Annotated in this window: 16 protein-coding genes; 14 read left to right on the top strand and 2 right to left on the bottom strand. The window is 66.6% G+C overall.

Going from position 1 to position 17,626, the window contains the following annotated elements:
- Positions 1-43 precede the first annotated feature (43 nt).
- Both NON19_RS32160 and NON19_RS32155 read left to right on the top strand, forming a co-directional pair.
- On the top strand, positions 44-886 hold the full coding sequence (locus tag NON19_RS32160; protein WP_255932807.1) for an IS5 family transposase: 843 nt from the start codon (positions 44-46) through the stop codon (positions 884-886).
- Between the two features lies 1 nt (position 887).
- The gene (locus tag NON19_RS32155) at positions 888-1,817 is read left to right on the top strand and encodes an IS1380 family transposase (RefSeq protein WP_255932806.1); all 930 of its coding nucleotides are present in this window, start codon (positions 888-890) and stop codon (positions 1,815-1,817) included.
- A gap of 183 nt (positions 1,818-2,000) precedes the next feature.
- Here NON19_RS32155 and NON19_RS32150 read toward each other — a convergent pair whose 3' ends face one another.
- Positions 2,001-2,258, bottom strand: coding sequence for a transposase (locus NON19_RS32150; protein ID WP_255932805.1), 258 nt, complete (start codon positions 2,256-2,258; stop codon positions 2,001-2,003).
- A 456-nt stretch (positions 2,259-2,714) separates the two neighbouring features.
- On the opposite strand from NON19_RS32150, the gene NON19_RS32145 reads away from it, so the two are divergent.
- From NON19_RS32145 to cynS, 7 genes are all read left to right on the top strand, one after another.
- Positions 2,715-3,893 (top strand): CapA family protein, encoded by a 1,179-nt coding sequence (locus tag NON19_RS32145; RefSeq protein ID WP_255932804.1) that lies wholly within the window; start codon positions 2,715-2,717, stop codon positions 3,891-3,893.
- Between the two features lie 67 nt (positions 3,894-3,960).
- On the top strand, positions 3,961-4,842 hold the full coding sequence (locus NON19_RS32140; RefSeq protein ID WP_255932803.1) for a ThiF family adenylyltransferase: 882 nt from the start codon (positions 3,961-3,963) through the stop codon (positions 4,840-4,842).
- The gene (locus tag NON19_RS32135) at positions 4,836-5,846 is read left to right on the top strand and encodes a hypothetical protein (protein WP_255932802.1); all 1,011 of its coding nucleotides are present in this window, start codon (positions 4,836-4,838) and stop codon (positions 5,844-5,846) included. The genes NON19_RS32140 and NON19_RS32135 overlap by 7 nt, the downstream gene beginning before the upstream one ends.
- 120 nt (positions 5,847-5,966) lie before the next feature.
- The gene (locus NON19_RS32130) at positions 5,967-7,349 is read left to right on the top strand and encodes an FAD-binding oxidoreductase (protein WP_255932801.1); all 1,383 of its coding nucleotides are present in this window, start codon (positions 5,967-5,969) and stop codon (positions 7,347-7,349) included.
- A 37-nt stretch (positions 7,350-7,386) separates the two neighbouring features.
- On the top strand, positions 7,387-9,384 hold the full coding sequence (locus tag NON19_RS32125) for an FAD/NAD(P)-binding protein (RefSeq protein ID WP_255932800.1): 1,998 nt from the start codon (positions 7,387-7,389) through the stop codon (positions 9,382-9,384).
- Positions 9,381-10,919: a lyase family protein gene (locus tag NON19_RS32120; RefSeq protein ID WP_308213765.1), complete on the top strand. Its 1,539-nt coding sequence runs from the start codon at positions 9,381-9,383 to the stop codon at positions 10,917-10,919. Before NON19_RS32125 ends, NON19_RS32120 begins: the two co-directional genes overlap by 4 nt.
- Positions 10,912-11,355, top strand: a complete 444-nt coding sequence (gene cynS / locus NON19_RS32115) for a cyanase (protein ID WP_255932799.1) — start codon at positions 10,912-10,914, stop codon at positions 11,353-11,355. Before NON19_RS32120 ends, cynS begins: the two co-directional genes overlap by 8 nt.
- A gap of 58 nt (positions 11,356-11,413) precedes the next feature.
- Here the strand turns inward: cynS and NON19_RS32110 are convergent, their stop codons facing one another.
- The gene (locus NON19_RS32110; protein WP_255932798.1) at positions 11,414-12,184 is read right to left on the bottom strand and encodes an ArsR/SmtB family transcription factor; all 771 of its coding nucleotides are present in this window, start codon (positions 12,182-12,184) and stop codon (positions 11,414-11,416) included.
- A 234-nt stretch (positions 12,185-12,418) separates the two neighbouring features.
- Between NON19_RS32110 and NON19_RS32105 the strand changes: the two genes are divergently transcribed.
- The 5 genes from NON19_RS32105 to NON19_RS32085 all read left to right on the top strand — a co-directional run bounded on the left by NON19_RS32105 (position 12,419) and on the right by NON19_RS32085 (position 17,538).
- On the top strand, positions 12,419-12,820 hold the full coding sequence (locus NON19_RS32105) for a RidA family protein (RefSeq protein WP_255932797.1): 402 nt from the start codon (positions 12,419-12,421) through the stop codon (positions 12,818-12,820).
- Between the two features lie 32 nt (positions 12,821-12,852).
- On the top strand, positions 12,853-14,271 hold the full coding sequence (locus NON19_RS32100) for an MFS transporter (RefSeq protein ID WP_255932796.1): 1,419 nt from the start codon (positions 12,853-12,855) through the stop codon (positions 14,269-14,271).
- A gap of 138 nt (positions 14,272-14,409) precedes the next feature.
- A complete protein-coding gene (locus NON19_RS32095; protein WP_255932795.1) occupies positions 14,410-14,886 on the top strand; it encodes a hypothetical protein in 477 nt (158 codons plus the stop codon).
- A 724-nt stretch (positions 14,887-15,610) separates the two neighbouring features.
- Entirely contained in the window at positions 15,611-16,783 is a 1,173-nt protein-coding gene (locus NON19_RS32090) for an MAB_1171c family putative transporter (RefSeq protein ID WP_255932794.1), read from the top strand.
- On the top strand, positions 16,780-17,538 hold the full coding sequence (locus tag NON19_RS32085) for an SDR family NAD(P)-dependent oxidoreductase (protein ID WP_255932793.1): 759 nt from the start codon (positions 16,780-16,782) through the stop codon (positions 17,536-17,538). Before NON19_RS32090 ends, NON19_RS32085 begins: the two co-directional genes overlap by 4 nt.
- Positions 17,539-17,626 lie beyond the last annotated feature (88 nt).

Below are 17,626 nucleotides of genomic sequence, written 5' to 3'. Positions count from 1 at the left end.
TGACTGAGCGTCAGGCGGTGTTTTCCCTTGCGTTGACTGGTTGATGTGGGGGTGTGTGACGGCTACTGGGGTGGGAGCACGCAGGCCGTGGGAGGTCGAGGACGGGTTGTGGGAGCGGATCGAGCCGCTGTTGCCGATCGTGGAGCGGCGCTACCGCTATCCGGGCCGTAAGCGGCTTGACCAGCGTAAAGTCCTGTGCGGGATCTTGTTCGTGCTGTACACCGGTATCCGGTGGGAGTTCCTGCCGCAGGAACTCGGCTTCGGTTCCGGGATGACGTGCTGGCGGCGCCTGCGGGACTGGAACGAGGCGGGAGTCTGGAAGCGACTGCACGAACTGCTGCTCGCCGAACTGCGCGCAGGCGACGTGCTCGACCTCTCCCGGGCTTCCGCCGACGGCTCCCACCTGCGGGCCTTGAAGGGCGGGGATGCCACTGGGCGCTCGCCAGTGGACCGCGGCAAGACGGGCAGCAAGCACCACGTCATCGTCGACGCCCACGGAATCCCCCTGGCCGCCACAGTCACGGGCGGCAACCGCAACGACGTCACCCAACTCCTTCCGCTGATCGAGGCAGTGCCGCCGATCAGGGGAAAGCGCGGACGCCCGCGCCGACGCCCCGACGTGCTCTACGCCGACCGCGGCTACGACCACGACATCTACCGCCGTAGGGTCCGTGAGCTGGGCATCCGCCCCGTCATCGCCCGCCGAGGCACTGACCACGGCAGCGGTTTGGGCAAGAACCGCTGGGTGGTGGAGGCCGCCTTCGCCCTCCTGCACTGGTTCCGACGCCTGCGCATCCGCTGGGAAGTCCGCGCCGACATCCACCAAGCATTCCTCACCCTCGGCTGCGCGATCATCTGCTGGCGACGCCTCAAAGCCTCATTTTGATTTGAGTCCTGAGTACGGCCGGTTCAAGGGGATACGCACCCTGCACCCGCTGCTGGCCACGATCTGCACTCCCGCCTCGCGGCCGGTGATCGCCGCCGTGCGGATGCGCCGGGGCAAGGCAGCCGATTCCCGCGGCGCCCCGAAATTCGTCAGTGAAGCTCTGGCCACCGCGGCCGAGGCCGGCTGCACCGGCATGCGCATCCTGCGCGCGGACTCCCAGTTTTACAACGCCGGTGTGATCGCCGCCTGCCGCCGGGCCGGGGCCCGTTTCTCGATCACCTGCGGCATGAACCCCTCCATCAAGCGGGCCGTCCTCAGCATACCCGAGGCCGCATGGCAGCAGATCACCTACCCCACCGCCGTGCCCGACCCCGAGACGGGAGAACTCATCTCGGACGCGGAAGTCGCCGAGATACCCGCCTACACCGCCTTCGCCAGCCGCAAGAAAGCGGAGCAGGTCACCGCCCGCCTCAGCGTGCGCCGAGTCCGCGACCTGGCCAAACCAGCCATCGTCGGGGAGCAGGGCGAGTCGTTCCCCCTCTGGCGCTACCACCCGTTCTTCACTGACAACCCCGCGCCGATGCTCCAGGCTGAACGCGAGCACCGCCACCACGCCGTCGTCGAGCAGGTCATCGCCGACAGCAAAGCTTCCGCCCTGGCCCACCTGCCCTCTGCACACTTCCACGCCAACGCCGCCTGGCTGATCCTGTGGGCGATGGCCTACAACCTGCTGCGGTCCACCGGCGCTGTGGCCTCCGCCTTCCACGCCAAGGCCACCACCGCCACTCTGCGCGCCCACCTGATCCACCTCCCCGCCCGGATCGCCCGCTCCGCACGGCGCATCACCTTGCACCTGCCGGACAACTGGCCTTGGCAACACGCCTGGACGCACCTGTTCGAAACCGTCCACGCGCCGCCCGATACGCCCTGACGTCCCTAACCACCCGCCCGCCAGGGCCGACCGGAACCGAAACGTGGAAGAGCTGGACAAACCAGCGGATACCCCCTGCCCACCCCCAGCCAACAGCCCAAGAACCCACCCGCAAAACCTTTCAAAAGCCGACCGGTGGATCAAGGCTTAGACGGTGCCCTACGTGGTGGGTCGGACGAGTCGCTAGTAGCAGCACAGGGCGGCGCCGAGGCCGAGAAAGGCCAGGTAGTTGCGCGGATCGCGCTCGTAGCGCGGCGAGAGTCGACGGTAACCAGACAGCCAGCTCATGGTCCGCTCGATCACCCACCTTCGCCGTCCAAGCCGTTCGCTGGACTCGGCCATGAATACCGCTCGCGGTCGGGTGCTCAGTGCTCTGCGTTGCCGTCGAGGCCGCCCAGAAGGTTCCGGCCTGGGTGTCGGCTCACCAGCACACGGGGCCATCGCCCCTCGGCGCGGCCGCGTCGCATTCCCCGGTGCTCACCTCCGCACCAGACCGCATGGACATCGCGTTGGCCCTGCCTGCGAGGGTGGCGCCGAGTTGGTGTGCGGCGTGATCCCGAAGCAAAGCTGGTGTCGTTGTTGAAAGTCGAGTGAGTGGCCGGATCACGCCCTGAACTCGAGCACGACGTACGCCCTGAGGCTGCAGCATCGCTCGAATGCTGGCGACCGCCCTTGCCCTGGTGCCCTGGTGACACAGGCGTCGGGCGGGGTGTCACGTCATGCCTGTGTCGTCACCGGCCAGGCCCCGACTGTCCGCATTAATGGATGCCTTCGCGCCAACTTGGGTCAGGTCATTCGCTGTTGTTGACGGATGATTCCAATTCGAGCGTATGCTCACAGGCATGTTCATCCGCTTTAGTGGGCGGAGTCGGAGTGGTCGAGGGAGCCATGCCGCACATGGATGAGTTACGCGTCGTTGCCGTCGGGGACGTCTTTGTGCACCGAAAGGATCCGGAGGACGCGTTCCAGTACGTCCGCAGTGCCTTTCGCAGCGCGGGTGTGGCGTTCGCCAATCTGGAGGGCGTTTACAGCAACACCGAGGAGCGGGCACCGAGCGCAGGTGTGCCGGTAATCGCGGATCCGGCGCATGCGCCGAGCATCGCGACCGCTGGAATCAACGTCGTCTCTTTGGCGAACAATCACAGCCTCGACGGCGGATCGCTTGCGCTCCTTGAGACGCGCAAGCTCATGCGAGACAGCGGAGTGGCTACCGCGGGAGCCGGTGAGAACAGTGCCGCGGCGCACGAACCCGCAGTGATCGACACTGGTCGGGGGCGGGTGGCCGTACTGGCTTATGCCTCCGTCTTTCCCTGCGGATACGAAGCCCGGCCAGGCGTACCCGGTCTGGCTCCGGTGCGGGCGAGCACTCTCTACTCTCCCTGGGAGACGAACGAGTGGAACCCGGGGCTGCTGCCCAGGGTCATCACCGTCCCCGACGAGGGCGACATGGACGCGCTGCGCGAGGACATCGCGCAGGCCCGCAAGCGTGCGGACCTGGTGGTGGCGAGCTTCCACTGGGGCGACTTCACCAGGCCGTTTGTCCTCACCGATCACGAGGTGCGCACCGCCCGTGCCGCCATCGACGCCGGTGCGGATGCGGTGCTCGGACACCACCACCACCTGTTGCGTGGAATCGAGTTTCACCGTGGTCGTCCCATCTTCTACGGGCTGGGACACTTCGCTTTCGATCTTCCTGGACTCGAAGAACGGCTGCAGAAGTCGGCTTATCTGGGGCGCGGAGACGCCAGGCTGCGGCGGGAGAGCGCCCGGCGTTTCGGCGACTACCGCATCGGCGCGCGCGAAGGTTATCCACTGCTGCCGTTCCATCCCGAGGGCAGGCTCACGGGCTTTGCCGTACTCAGTTACAGAGGGGGGACGCTGGAGGCAGGATTCGCCCCCTGCATCCTCGGCCCGGACAACAGCCCCCGGCCCGTGGCGGCCTCGACTCCCGAAGGGAAGGAGGTCATCGACTACCTGGAGCGGTGCTGCGAGTTCGAGGAAATCGCCACGCGCTTCGAGCGCGATGCGTTTATGTTCGACGGCGTATCGGTTACTGCCGTCAAGCCCAACGACTGAAATCCACACACCAGTGAGCGGCCGATTCGCGCCGCATCTTCCACAACGAACACCAGAAGGGTCATCGATGTCGGAACGGAAGCGTTATGTCGCGACGGAGAGCGACGAGCAGTACTACTGGGAGCGAGTGCGCCGCAACCTGGGCTGGCTGGGCGACGCGGTGGAGGAGCAGAAGGAGCGTCAGCTCAAGCTGAAGAATGCAGTCATCGGAATCGCCGGCGTCGGCGGGATAGGTGGAGCGACCGCCGAGCGGCTGGTGCGTATGGGTGTGCAGAACCTGAAGGTGGCCGACCCGGACACGTTCGAGGTCTCCAACATCAACCGGCAGTTCGGCGCGACCATCGACACGGTGGGCCGCAACAAGGCCGAGGTTGTCGCCGAGGCGGTGTACAACACCACTCGGGATGTGAACATCGAGGTGTATCCCGAGGGCATCACCGAGGAGACGGTGGACGAGTTCTTCGAGGGCTGCGACTACGTCCTCGACAAGATCGAGCTGTATGAGATCGAGGCTCGCTACACCCTGCACCGGGCCTTCCGTCGTTCCGAGCGGTGCCAGTTCATGATGCTCACCCCGGTGTTCGGCCACCGCACGTTCTTCTTCAAGTGGACCCGCGACTCCATGACTGCGGAGGAGTACTTCGGCGTTCCCGAGGGCGAGGAGATGAACGAGAAGAACGCCGAGCAGCTCATCAGCAGGTTCATTCCAGAGATGCCGGACTACCCGCGCCGACCCACCCTCGACGAGTGGTTCATCAAGAACCAGGAATGCCCCATCTTCGCGGGCACCCCACCTCTCGCCCAGGGCATGCTCGCGTCCCGTCTCGGCCAGGCCATCACCGGGCTGGACCAGCTGCCCGGTGCCGTGCCGCTGCCGGTCACGCCCGGGTACGCGATGCTCGACACGCAGAAATGGGTGGCCAAGACCGTGGAGGGACAGTGGTGGTAGCCAACCGCCTCGCGGTCCCCGAGGCCCCGCCCCGCAACCGTGCCACCGAGCGGTCCGCGTTACCCCTGCACGCAGCATCGCTGCGCACCTGGCAGCGCTCCGACTATGAGAGCGTCTGGGCGAGGGCGGAGTGGATGCTGCGTCAGCCGCGGGAAATCGTGGCCCAGTCGGCGCCTGGCATGCTGCTCGGGGTGCTCTTCTACCAGAACAGCACACGTACCCGGCTCAGCTTTGAGGCGGCGGCGCGCCGCATCGGCGGCGCGGCCATCGGCTTCTCCGATGTCGCGACCACCAGGGCCGGTGACTTCTACCGGGAATCCCTGGAGGACACCGTGCGCGTCGTGGGCAGCTACGTTGACGCCTTGGTGCTGCGGCACACGGAGGACAACGCTGCGGAGCGAGCGGCGGCAGTGTCGCAGGTCCCTGTCATCAGCGCCGGCACCGGTGACCGGGAGCACCCGACACAGGCCATGCTCGATCTGTGGGTGCTGCGCTCCAAGTTGGGTCAGCTCACGGGCGTGACCCTGGGCTATGTGGGCGACCCCGTCTGTCGGCACGCGCGCTCTCTCATCTACGGGTTGTCTGCCTTTGGTGCAGCGGGCATCGTCTTCCTCGCGCCGGAGGGCGCGACCGTTCCGGACGATGTCCAACGCACGATCCGGGATGCCGGGATGTCCTGGGGGATAGCGGGCTCCGCGGCCGAGTTGCTGAGCAAGGTCGACGCGGTGAGCATGATCCCGTTCGAGCTGTCGGACTTCCATGAGAGCGCTGTGCGCTCCCGTACTCGGTCGCACCAGCTCGATGAACGGTTCGTGTTCGGCAGCGCGCTGCTCAGCCGCACGGGGACAGGTGTTCCGGTGGTCCACACCGGTCCCCGTGGCCCGGAGCTGCCGCCCGAGACAGACGACATGGCCAACGTTCACTACTTCGAGGGCGTGGCCAAGGGCGTCGTTCTGCGCTCGGCACTGCTGGCGGAGCTCTTCGCCTCCCGCCGTAGCAGGTAGCACGCTCGCCCCGCGCCGGGGGGGGACACATGGATGGGCCGTACCGGGGCCCCACGACCCGGTACGGCCCACGCACGCTCTCCTCTCCCCGCTCGTTCGTGCCATCTCAGGAGATCGCTCATGCTGGATGACCCGTTGATCGCGGCCCTGCGCGCTCGCGCCCCGCGTTCTCGCGTGCTGGTCGAGGAGGACATACCGAGCGGCTACCTGCACGACGAGGCGGCCGGGGCCCCGTTCGGGCAGGCCCGCGCGCTCGTGTTGCCGCAGGACACGCCGGATGTCTGCGCGATCGTCGGCACCTGTGCCGAGTTCGATGTGCCTCTCGTACCGCGGGGTGCGGGCACAGGTCTTTCCGGCGGCGCCAACGCGGTCGATGGATGTGTCGTGATCAGCACCGAGCGCATGAATCAGGTCCGCGAGGTGGACGTGGAGAACCAGACGGCCACCGTGCAGCCGGGGGTCGTCAATGATGACCTCAAGCGCCTATGCGCCGAGCACGGGTTGTGGTACCCGCCTGACCCTGCGAGCTCCGCTTGGTCGACCATCGGGGGCAATGTGGCCACCAACGCCGGCGGGATCTGCTGTGTGAAGTACGGAGTCACCGGGGACCATGTGCTCGGCCTCGAAGTTGTCGTGGGCGACGGTACGGCGGTACGGCTCGGTTGCCACACGGTCAAGGGCGTGGCCGGGTATGACCTGCGCGGGCTGTTCGTCGGATCGGAAGGCACGCTAGGAGTAGTCACTGAGGTCACGCTGCGGCTCCGCAGCAGGAACCGTACGCCTCCTGTGACGGTGGTCGGCTTCTTCAAAGAGCTCGCCGACGCGGGGCGGGCGGTAGCCGCAGTGGCCGCCTGCGGAGTGACGCCTGCCGCCTTGGAGCTGGTCGACCGCAACTGCCTGAGGGCCGTCGACGAGTGGAAGCGGACGGGCATGGATCGCGATGCCGCTGTACTCCTGCTGGCGCGCAGCGACGCACCGCCGGGTGCAGCGGAGGAAGAGGGCAGGGTGTTGATGGACTGCTTCAACGGCGCCGGCGCTACATGGGCGGATGTGTCCACCGACCCTGTCGAGTCCGAGGCTCTCTTCGAGGCCCGCAGGCTCGCCTATCCCGCACTGGCGCGATTGGGGCCCGTCCTGACCGAGGACGTGTGCGTACCTCGGCGCCACGTTCCGGAGATGCTGGCACGTATTTCGGACATCTCCGCAACTTGGGAGATACCTGTGGCCAATATCGCGCACGCCGGGGACGGTAACCTGCACCCCTTGATCAGGATGCCGAGCCTGGATGCCGCTGCAACGGTCAGAGTGCAGCACGTATTCGACGAGATCATGGACGCGGCGATTGCCCTGAGCGGAACAGTGACCGCCGAGCACGGGATCGGGCTGCTCAAGCGGGATGGAATGCGCCGCGAAATGAGCCTGGCGGTCATAGCAATGCAGCGGAGCGTGAAAGAGGCGCTGGATCCCCGGGGCATCTTCAACCCCGGGAAGATCCTGGGCTGACACGTGTCCGCAGCGACGTAGCGCTGAAGCAGCCTTTGTGGAGGATGAGTTGGAACCGGATTTACAGGTGTCGACCACCAGGTCCATCGCGGTGGTCGGAGCCGGGCCGCGCGGACTGGCGGTGGTCGAGAGGATCTGCGCCAACGCGCCTGTGGTGGCTCCTGGAAAACGTATACACGTGCATGCCATTGATCCGTTTCCTGCGGGTGCGGGCCGCGTGTGGCGGACCGACCAGGCAAGAGAGCTTCTCATGAACACGGTGGCGTCCCAGGTCACCGTCTTCACGGACGACTCGGTCGAGTGCGGGGGGCCGGTGGCAGAAGGGCCAAGCCTGTATGAGTGGGCGCGGTTCTTTTCGCTTACTGCCCAGCTCAGCGAGTACGAGTTCAGTGTGCGGGAGGAGGCCAAGCGGCTCGGGCCCGACGCGTATCCGACGCGCGCCCTCTACGGCACCTATTTACGGTGGGCCTTCGAGCACATCGTCAACACCGCCCCGAAGCAGGTGGAGGTGACGGTCTGGCAGGCCGCGGCCACGCGGCTCACGGACTGCGCCGACGGCAGCCAGACGATCGAATTGAGCGATGGCGGGCCACTCAAGGGGCTGGACGCGGTGATCCTCGCTCAGGGACATCTGGACTGCGAGCTGGCGGGGACGGAAGCGGCCTTGGCCGCGCACGCGCAGGCAGGCGGGGCCGTGTACATCCCCCCGCAGAATCCCTCGGAGGCCGACCTCACCGGCATCTTCCCTGGAGCCGTCGTGGCCCTGCGCGGCCTCGGACTCAACTTCTTCGACTACATGGCGCTGTTGACCGAAGGATGCGGGGGAACCTTCCGGTCGGAGGGCGAACGCCTGGTCTACGAACCGTCCGGCGAGGAGCCGACACTGATCGCGGGCTCGCGGCGCGGCCTGCCGTACCACGCGCGCGGCGAGAACCAGAAGGGCGTATCCGAACGCCACGAGCCACGCTTCCTCACCGCTGACGTGATCGCCGGGTTCAGACGGCGCGCGCAGGAGGGCAAGGGAGTGGAGTTTCGGCGGGACGTGTGGCCACTGATCAGCCTGGAGGTGCAAGGCGCCTACTACGCCACGCTGCTCGCGCAACGGGAGTGCCAGTGCACGGCGGCCGAGTTCCTTGAGCGGTACGCCAAGGCCGCGGGAACCGACGAGGAGCTCGGGCTGCTGCGCAGTTACGGCATCGGGGCCGAGGACCTGTGGGACTGGGAACGGGTGAATCATCCGCATGCGGGCATGCGGTTCGAGGGGACCGAGGAATTCAACCAGTGGTTGATCGGTCATCTTCGCGAAGACGCCGCCCAGGCAGCACAGGGCAATGCCTCCAACCCGCTCAAGGCAGCTCTCGATGTGCTGCGGGACCTGCGCAATGAAGTCCGACTCGTTGTCGACCACCAAGGCATCACCGGCGGGTCGTACCGAGACGACCTCGACGACTGGTACACCCCCATGAACGCCTTCCTGTCCATCGGCCCGCCTCGAAGCCGTATTCGGCAGATGATGGCGCTGATGGAGGCCGGTGTCCTGACGTTGGTGGGGCCGGGCATGCGGATCGGCGCCAACGCCGTCACCGGGCGCTTCGACATCGAGTCAGACCTGACCGGCGCGCGGCCCTTGTCGGCATCCGTGGTCATCGAGGCGCGCCTTCCGCAGGCAGACATCCGGCGCACCCGCGATCCCCTGCTGCGCCACCTGCTTGCCTCGGGCGGCTGCCATCCGTACCACATCGGCTCCCCGGCCGGGCCCGGCTACATGACGGGGGCCTTGGCCGTCGGCGCACGTCCTTACCCCGTGCTGGATGCCGATGGTCGTCCCCACCCCGCTCGGTACGCGTTCGGTGTACCGACTGAAGGGGTGCACTGGGTGACTGCGGCTGGTGTTCGCCCCGGCGTCAACTCGGTAACGCTCAGTGATGCCGACGCCATGGCTCGGGCGGCGCTCGACGCCGACAGCGGCGACCGCCGACCCCCCGAGCACGCTCATGTCTTCTCCTCGCCGACCATGCCCGGAGGTGTCGTGTGACGCTGACGCAGACGGATGCAGCGTCGGGGGTTCCCGGCGCCGAGGGCGCCGGGAAGCTGGGGGCCCTGGACGCCGCGCTGATGTCCCCTGTTCGGGCGGGTGCGCCGACCGAGGCAGCGCTGTCGGATGAGGCGTGGCTGTCGGCCATGCTCGACGCCGAGGTGGCTCTCGCCTGCGCCCAGGCCCGCATCGGGATGATTGCGTGGACTTCCGCGGACGCAATCGCGGCCGTGGCCGGCAGCTGGCGGTGCGACCTGGTGTCGCTGGCCTGCAGGGCACGTGACGCCGCCAACCCCGTGGTCGCGTTCGTGCAGGAGCTCACCCGAGAGGTGGCAGCCCGGTATCCGGACGCTGCGGACGACGTGCATCGGGGCAGCACCAGCCAGGACATCCTCGATACCGCCACCATGCTGCTTGCGGCCCACGCCGTGGACCTGATCCTGGAAGACCTCGATCGTGTCTGCGACGCTCTGGCACGGCTCGCGGAACGCCACCGCGACACCCCCATGGCCGCGCGCACCCTCACCCAGCACGCGGTGCCCACCACGTTCGGTCTGAAGGCAGCTGGGTGGCTGCACGCCATCGGCGAAGCATCGGTGCGTCTGAGGCGAGTCCGCGGCGAGCTGCCCGCTCAACTCGGGGGCGCCGCCGGGACCTTGGCTTCCTACCATGAGTATGCCGTGCTACGGGGGGTGGTGGCTCAGGACGGCGGGTCACCCGCGCTGGAGCTGGTCTCGGTCTTCGCCGAGGAACTGGGGCTGGCGGAACCTGTGCTGCCCTGGCATACCGCCCGAGCCCCGATTGCCGCGCTCGGCGCCGAACTGTCCATGCTGACAGGCGCACTTGGGAAGTTCGGTACAGATATGCTGAACCTTGCTCGTACCGAAGTCGCCGAGGCAACCGAGCCGACGGCCGAGGGACGAGGATCCTCCTCCGCGATGCCGCAGAAGCACAACCCCGTTCTGGCCACGCTCCTGCTGTCAGCCGCGCTGCAGTTGCCAGCTCATGCGTCAGTGTTGATGCACTGCATGCTGGCCGAGGACGAACGGCCCGCAGGTGCCTGGCATGCGGAGTGGCAACCGCTGCGGGAGGCTCTGCGGATCGCGGGCGGTGCGGCGCACACGGCGGCAGAACTCGCCGAGGGCCTCGCCGCCCAGCCCGGTGCCATGGCACGCAATATGGAGCTCACCGAGGGGCAGATCGTCGCCGAGCGGCTGGCCGTGCACCTGACGGACGCGCTGGGCAAGGCCGGTGCCAAGCAGTACCTGGGCAGGATAGCCACCTCGTCCACCGCAACCGGTATGCCCTTCAACCGGGCAGTCCGCACCGATCCGGGCATCCTCGAGCATCTTTCCCCCAGGAAGATCGAGGAGATCCTTAATCCCGCCGACTACCGCGGTGCCGCCGGCGAACTGGTCGACCGGGCGCTTAGAGAGCACCGGCTGCGCTCGCACAGCGGTACCGGGGTGCTCGCCGCCCACGACGCCGGTGACATCGAGCAGCCCGACACCGGGAAGGGGCACTTCGATGCATAGCAGAGGCGAGGCGGCGGAAGCCGTACGTGTAGCCAAGATCCGACGCAACGTCACCTGGGAGCTACTGGCCGAAGCGATGGGCCGTCCGCCCGTGTGGGCCACGGCCGCGCTACTCGGTCGGCACCCCTTGACGTCCGCCGAGGCACAGGCTGCGGGATCGCTCCTTGGCCTGGAACCGGAGGTCGTCCAGGCGCTGCAACTGCCGCCCGTACGCGACGACGCTTCTGGGACCTTTCCCGCCGACCCCACGCTCTACCGGTTCTACGAGGTCCTGAGGCTCTACGGACCAGCGTTAAAGGAACTTATCCACGAGCAGTGCGGCGACGGCATCATGAGCGCCGTCAACTTCCGGCTGGATGTACGTCGTGTGCCGGATCCGGCCGGCGACCGCGTCGTGGTCGTGCTGGACGGGAAGTTTCTCCCCTATCAGTGGTGATGTGACTCAGTACGTCGGGCGCCGCCGGTGATCCGAGGGCCCCAGCGTTGGGGCCTGATCACGCGGCGGCGCGCGTGCGCAGTGCGTCCATCTCGATGCCCAGCCACTCGCGGAAACCGTGAACGCCCTTGTCCGGCACACGGACCACCCGGCTGTTGGGCGCCTTGACGACCCATCCGAGTTCCAGCAGTCGCTCGAGCACCACGGCACCTACGGCGCCAGACAGGTGATGTCGCTGCTCTGTCCAGTCGACGCAGTAGCGCACTGCCTTGCGTGCCGTGCGCGGCGGCTCCACGCCCACTTCACCGAGAACCGTCCAACCGTGCTCGGTGACCTCGTATGTCAGGTCCCAACCGGGCGCGGACAGCCGGTCCTTGACCGAACGGGCCGGGTCGTGCACACCGTTACCGCCGATGAGGGCCTTCCGCTCGATCAGCGCCTGCATGACACTGACCCCCAGATGGCCGGCGAGGTGGTCGTAGCATGTGCGCGCCAAACGCATGGCGCGGGCTCGGGTGCCGGAGCGCAGGGAACGTGGTGTGAACGGTGGGGCCAGCTTGGCGAGCGTCTCCAAGGCGTGCGCGACCTCGGCTGAGGCGAGGCTGTAGTAGCGGTGGCGGCCTTGCCGTCTGACCGTCAGAAGCCCTCCCTCTACCAGTTGGGTCAGGTGGCCGCTCACCGTAGAGGGTGCCACTCCTGCCTCCGTGGCGAGCATGGTCATCGGAAGCGCTCGGTTGTCCAGCAGGGCAAGCAGGATCCGGGCCCGTGTCTGGTCTCCGATCAAAGCGGCCGGAGTCAGAAAATTCGCGTCTCCCGCTAAGTCGCGCATGAGTCTCCAACGAATTCCAGTGCGATAGACCATCGTACGACCCTGATGCTCCCACTGTCCCGTGTGCGGAGCACCTACCGGTCAGGTCGACCATACCGGCGGCACACTTCGACCTGGCCCGAAGCTTCCCGGGGCTAGGTTGGAAGCCTTCGCTTCCCCTTCGACACGGAGTACGCACCGAAGCGCGGGTTCCGTGTACATGGGATGTGCATCTCTGTCTTTGTGGAGGTACTGATGGGCCGCGAGTTGATCACCCGGGGAAAGCTTCCCGGTTACCGTTACTCCCCCGGAGTGTTGGTTGGCAACACCGCTTACCTGGCCGGCCATTTCGGCGTCGACAGTGGTGGGAGGCTTGTCGCAGCCGACGTAGCGGCCCAAGGGCGCCAGGCGCTCACGAATCTGGGATCCACCCTCGAAGCCGCGGGAATGACGCTGGCCGACGTCGTCAGCATGCGAGTGTGGCTCACTACCTATGACAACATGCCCGCTTTCGACGAGGCATACGGCGAGTTCTTCCCCGCTGACCCGCCCGCTCGGACGGCGTTCATGGTGGAAAGGCTCCCATTAGGGGCGGCAGTCGAGCTCGATGCGATCGCGGTTCGGGAGTCGGCCGAGGTGAAGGCACGACTGGCCTGATGTCGGGTGCGGAAGGGAGTGAAGGAACGCCGATGTCCTTGGATGGATTGAAACCCCGTGCGGCGGTTGCGGACCCCGCGCCGTCACGTGCAGCTTCCCGACTGCCATTGGTCGCTTTGTGCCTCGGGTTCTTCATGGTGATGCTGGACGCGACGGTGGTGGCAGTCGCGCTGCCGCCGATCGGCCGGGACTTCGGGTCGGGCGGGGATCTGGCGGGCGCCCAATGGGTCGCCGACGGCTACACCATCGTCTTCGCCGGACTGCTGCTGTCAGCGGGATCCGTAGGTGACCGGTTGGGCAGTAAGCCCGTGTTCCAGGCGGGACTCGGCTCGTTCGTCGCCACATCCGTCGGGTGCGGCATGGCACCTTCCTTGTGGTTTCTGGTGCTGATGCGTCTGTTGCAAGGACTTGCCGCCGCGCTGGTCGTTCCCACGTCGCTCGCTTTGATCCATGCCTCATACGCCAACAAGGAAGACCGAGCGCGGGCGATCGGTGTCTGGGGCGGCATCGGAGGCATCGCCGCTGCTTCCGGACCTGTGCTCGGCGGGCTGCTCGTCTCCGCTTTCGGTTGGCGCTCGGTGTTCTACGTGAATCTCCCCTTCGGGCTACTAGGCATCGCCCTGACGGCCCGCTATGTGGTGGCGCCGCGGCAGCAGCGAGTGCGCGGCATGGACCTGCCCGCGCAGATCCTCGGCATCTTGGCCCTCGGGGCCATCACCTTCGCGATCATCGAAGGGGGGCACCGAGGGTGGTACTCGTCGATGGTCCTGGCCGCGTTCGCGCTCTTCGTCATCTGCGGGACGGCCTTCGTGCTCGTCGAGCAACGGGTCCCGAACCCCATGCTGCCGCTGTCGCTGTTCCGCCATGTCACGTTCTCCAGCGCCACTGCCGTCGGCCTGTTGCTCAACATCGGTTTTTACGGGCAGTTGTTCGTTGTCACCTTCTACTTCCAGCAGTACCGCCACTATGCGGTGCTATGGGCCGGCCTGGCGATCCTGCCTCAGACGGCGATGGCCGGCCTCGCTTCGGCCTTGGGAGGACGGATGACCGCGCGCACCGGCCCCCGGGCGCCCATGACGCTGGGCCTGTTGATTGGTGCTGCGGGGTTCTTCGCGTTGCTCGTCGCAGGTCGCTCGACCCCGTACTGGGCGCTGGTGCTGCCTCTGGGCGCCATTGGTTTCGGCACGGCGTTCACCATGCCTGCGGCCGTGGCGTCGGTAGTGGAGTCGGCCCCGCCGAACAGGTCGGGTGTCGCGTCAGGAGTGCTCAACGCCAGTCGCCAGGTGGGGAGCGCAGTGGGGGTGGCCCTCCTTGGCGCGCTGGTCGCCGATGCCGGGCACTTTGAGTCGGGGATGCGCGCTGGTTCGCTGATCAGCGGGGGCTGCTTCGTCGTGGGCGCGCTGATCGCGCAGGCAGCGGGCGGGGGTTCGGCAGAAGACGCTCGGGGATGAGGCGCCGCGCCCGGGGGAGAACGCTGGGTGGCTCATTGATGTCCGCAGCGGCGGATGGATACGTCGCGCTGTGTGTAGCATCGACCGACACAGCGGACAGCCCACGCCGGGCGTTACGTCTCCACCAGAGGACGGCTGATGAGCGACAGCGAACTCCCTCGGGGGCACGGCAGTCGACCGCTACTCGCCAAGTTCGATCAACGCCTGAGCGAGCTTATAGCGGCGCTCTACCCAGACGAGCGGCAGCGTCCGGGATACGCGAAACTGGCCGCACAGATCAGACAGAGCACCGGCGGTACGATCTCGGCGACCTATCTGTGGGAGCTGGCCACGGGCAAGAAGCGCAATGTGACTCTGGAGCAACTTGACGTACTGGCCGAGTTCTTCGGAGTCCCGCCGGAGTACTTCTTCGATGACGATGTAGCTGAACGCGTGAGCGCACAGCTCAAATTGGCCTCCGCTTTGCGGAACGCGCGCGTCCGCAACCTCGCTCTGCGCGCCGAGGGGCTATCGCCCGAGACTCTCGACGCACTGCTCACCATGGTCACTGAGGCCCGCAGAATCCAGCGTCTTCCGGACATCGAGACAACAGGCGAGCCGGAGATCGAGAACTAGCTCCGCGCGTAGGGAATGCTCACCTCAATGCCTGAGCGCGGGTCTCTCGGTGCCTTGCAGTCTGTGGCCGGATTCCGTTGGTTGTGATCGACTGCGGTTGACGCGTCCAGCTGTGTGTCAAAGGATCCTGCGAGTGCCTGCAGAACCGCAGATCCGATGCATCGGAGAGTGTGCGTTCTCGTTGCCCGCTCAAAGGAGAGTGAAGGTACCCGCATGCCGAGCCGCTTCAGAAGACTCCAGCGACGATGCCAGTCGATAGTGGACCAGTTGGACCTTCCCCGACCTTTCTCCGCAGAATCCTTATGCGCACATCTTTCCCAAGAGCGCCGACGTCCCATTCACTTACACGCTATCCAGCCGTACACCATCGGCACCTCGGTCTGCGGCCTCTGGCTCGCCACCGACACGGACGATCACATATTCTTTGAGCCGCAGACGACTTGGCTCCATCAAGAGCACATCATCCTCCATGAAATCGCCCACCTACTCTTCGATCATTATTCATTGAGTGCGCGCGGCACTACGGAGCTGGCCGGGCTGTTCGCCGACCTCAGTCCTCGCACCGTCAAACGACTCCTCGCCCGCACGAGCTATTCCACGGTCCAGGAACAAGAGGCGGAAATGCTGGCGAGCCTTATCAGAACAACGACGGCCCGAGCACGCGAGTCTCCGCCATCAGGAACACTTGGAGAGCTCGAGGCCGTTTTTGGAGGCAGCGGCCCACATGCTCACTGACTTATCCCGCCTCGGGCGGCTGGTCGAAGACGTGGGGACGGCAGCCATTTGGGCCGCAGTGCTGCTGCGCATCCCCTCAGCCCGTCACGACAGCCGCCAACGCGGGCTGTGCATCGCTGTGGCAGCGGCAGCGGCGGCCATGGCACTCCGTCTCAACCCGGTGAGCAGGGCCATCGACTTCTTCACCCGAGACCCCCATCTGACCCACCTGGCCATGCATTTGTTCGCGGCCTTCTCTGCCATCTTGGTGCTCGACTTCCTCTTGGTAGTCACCGGCGGCGGACCTCCGAGAGCGCGGTTACACATGATCGGCGCCGCGCTCCTGCTCTTGCTGGTCCTCCGCGATGCGACGGCGAAGCCGCACACGCAGGAACTCATCGGACCTCACGGTGTTTCAGAACCTTCTATCGAGTTCTGGCTCATTCTCACTGGCATGCACCTCGCGTCCGACAGCACGTGCCTCATCGTGTGCTGGCGCTACGGCCGCCGCAGCACCAGCGGCACCTCGCGGACGAGCTTGGCGCTCTTCGGCCTGGGAACCGCCTTCGCCGGACTGTTCTGGCTCGGGTATCTGGTGTACATGCCGACACGGTCGCCGTGGATCCCGCCGTTCCTCTCGCTCACCATGGGGCTGCACGGCCTGCTCAGGGCTGCCTCAATCGCCGTTCCGACCGTTCTCGATACACGCATGGCCCTCGACAAGGTCACGACCCTGTGGCGCCTGTGGCCCTTGTGGCACGATCTCGTCGACGCGGTGCCCTCCGTGGCGCTGATCAAGCCTCGCAAACGCCTGGGGGAGATCCTCTGGCCGCAAGGACCCCGAGATCTGATCGTCTACCGCAAAATCGTAGAGATCCGCGACGCGATCCTCGTCCTGCGCGACTACCTGCCGTCTGACCATGCCTTCGCCGACAGCGAAGTCGGCTATGCCGACACACGAGGTGGGGACCCCGATGCCCTCGCCGGCAAGCTCAGAGAAGCCTGCCGGGCCAAGCTGGCGGGCGAGCCCCCCTCAGCAAACCGGGCCCATCTCGTCCAGCCCGAGCAAGTGAACATGGCGGGGGAGACGGAGTTCCTGCTCCGGGTCGCCGCGGCCTACAGCTGCCCAGCGGCGCGAGATGACCACCGTGATCGGGTGACAACACCGAAAGGGACTGCATGACAACGACCATGATCACCGGAGCCACTTCGGGTATCGGAGCGGCGTTCGCCCGCCGCTTCGCCGCTATGCAGCACGACCTGATCCTGGTGGCCCGCGACCAGGGGAGGCTGGAGCGAACCGCAGCCGACCTCCGGGACCGGTTCCACATCGCCGTGGACACGATCCAGGCGGATCTTTCCGTTCCGGCCGACTGCCGCCGGGTCGAGGAGCGCCTCGCCCTTGACGACTCGCCCGTCGACATCCTGGTCAACAACGCGGGATTCGGCCTGGCCAAGCCGTTCCCGCACAGCCCGGTCGACGATGAGGAGCGCATGCTCGACGTCCTGGTCCGGGTACCCCTGCGGCTCACCCACGCCGCGGTGCACGGCATGTTGCCCCGCAGGCGCGGCTCCGTACTCAATGTCGCATCCGTCGCGGGCTTGCTACCGACCGGAACCTATGGCGCGGCTAAGGCATGGCTGATCGCCTTCAGCGAGTCCCTGCGGGTCGATCTCGCCCCGCACAACATCCAGGTCCTCGCCCTGTGCCCCGGCTTCACCCGCACCGAATTCCAGCAAAGGGCCGGGATGGATGTCAGCGCACTGCCCGAGCGTGCGTGGCTCGACGCCGAAGCCGTGGTCGACCAAGCGCTCAGGGACCTGCGACGCCACCGGCCGGTCAGCATCACAGGGTTGCAGTACAAGGCGTACGCGTTCACCGTGCGGCACGTCCCACGTGTGCTTGCTGCCAGGCTGGCCCGTCCCCGAAACGTGTGAACGACAGCGGATGTGACCGGAATCGATTTGAGTTCAGCGCACGAGGCGTTGGTCTCCTTCATATGCGGTAGGCATCGATGACGCTTAG

This window comes from Streptantibioticus rubrisoli, from assembly GCF_024436055.1.
GTDB classification, from domain to species: Bacteria; Actinomycetota; Actinomycetes; order Streptomycetales; family Streptomycetaceae; genus Streptantibioticus_A; species Streptantibioticus_A rubrisoli.
This window is presented reverse-complemented; position numbering and strand designations above follow the sequence as displayed.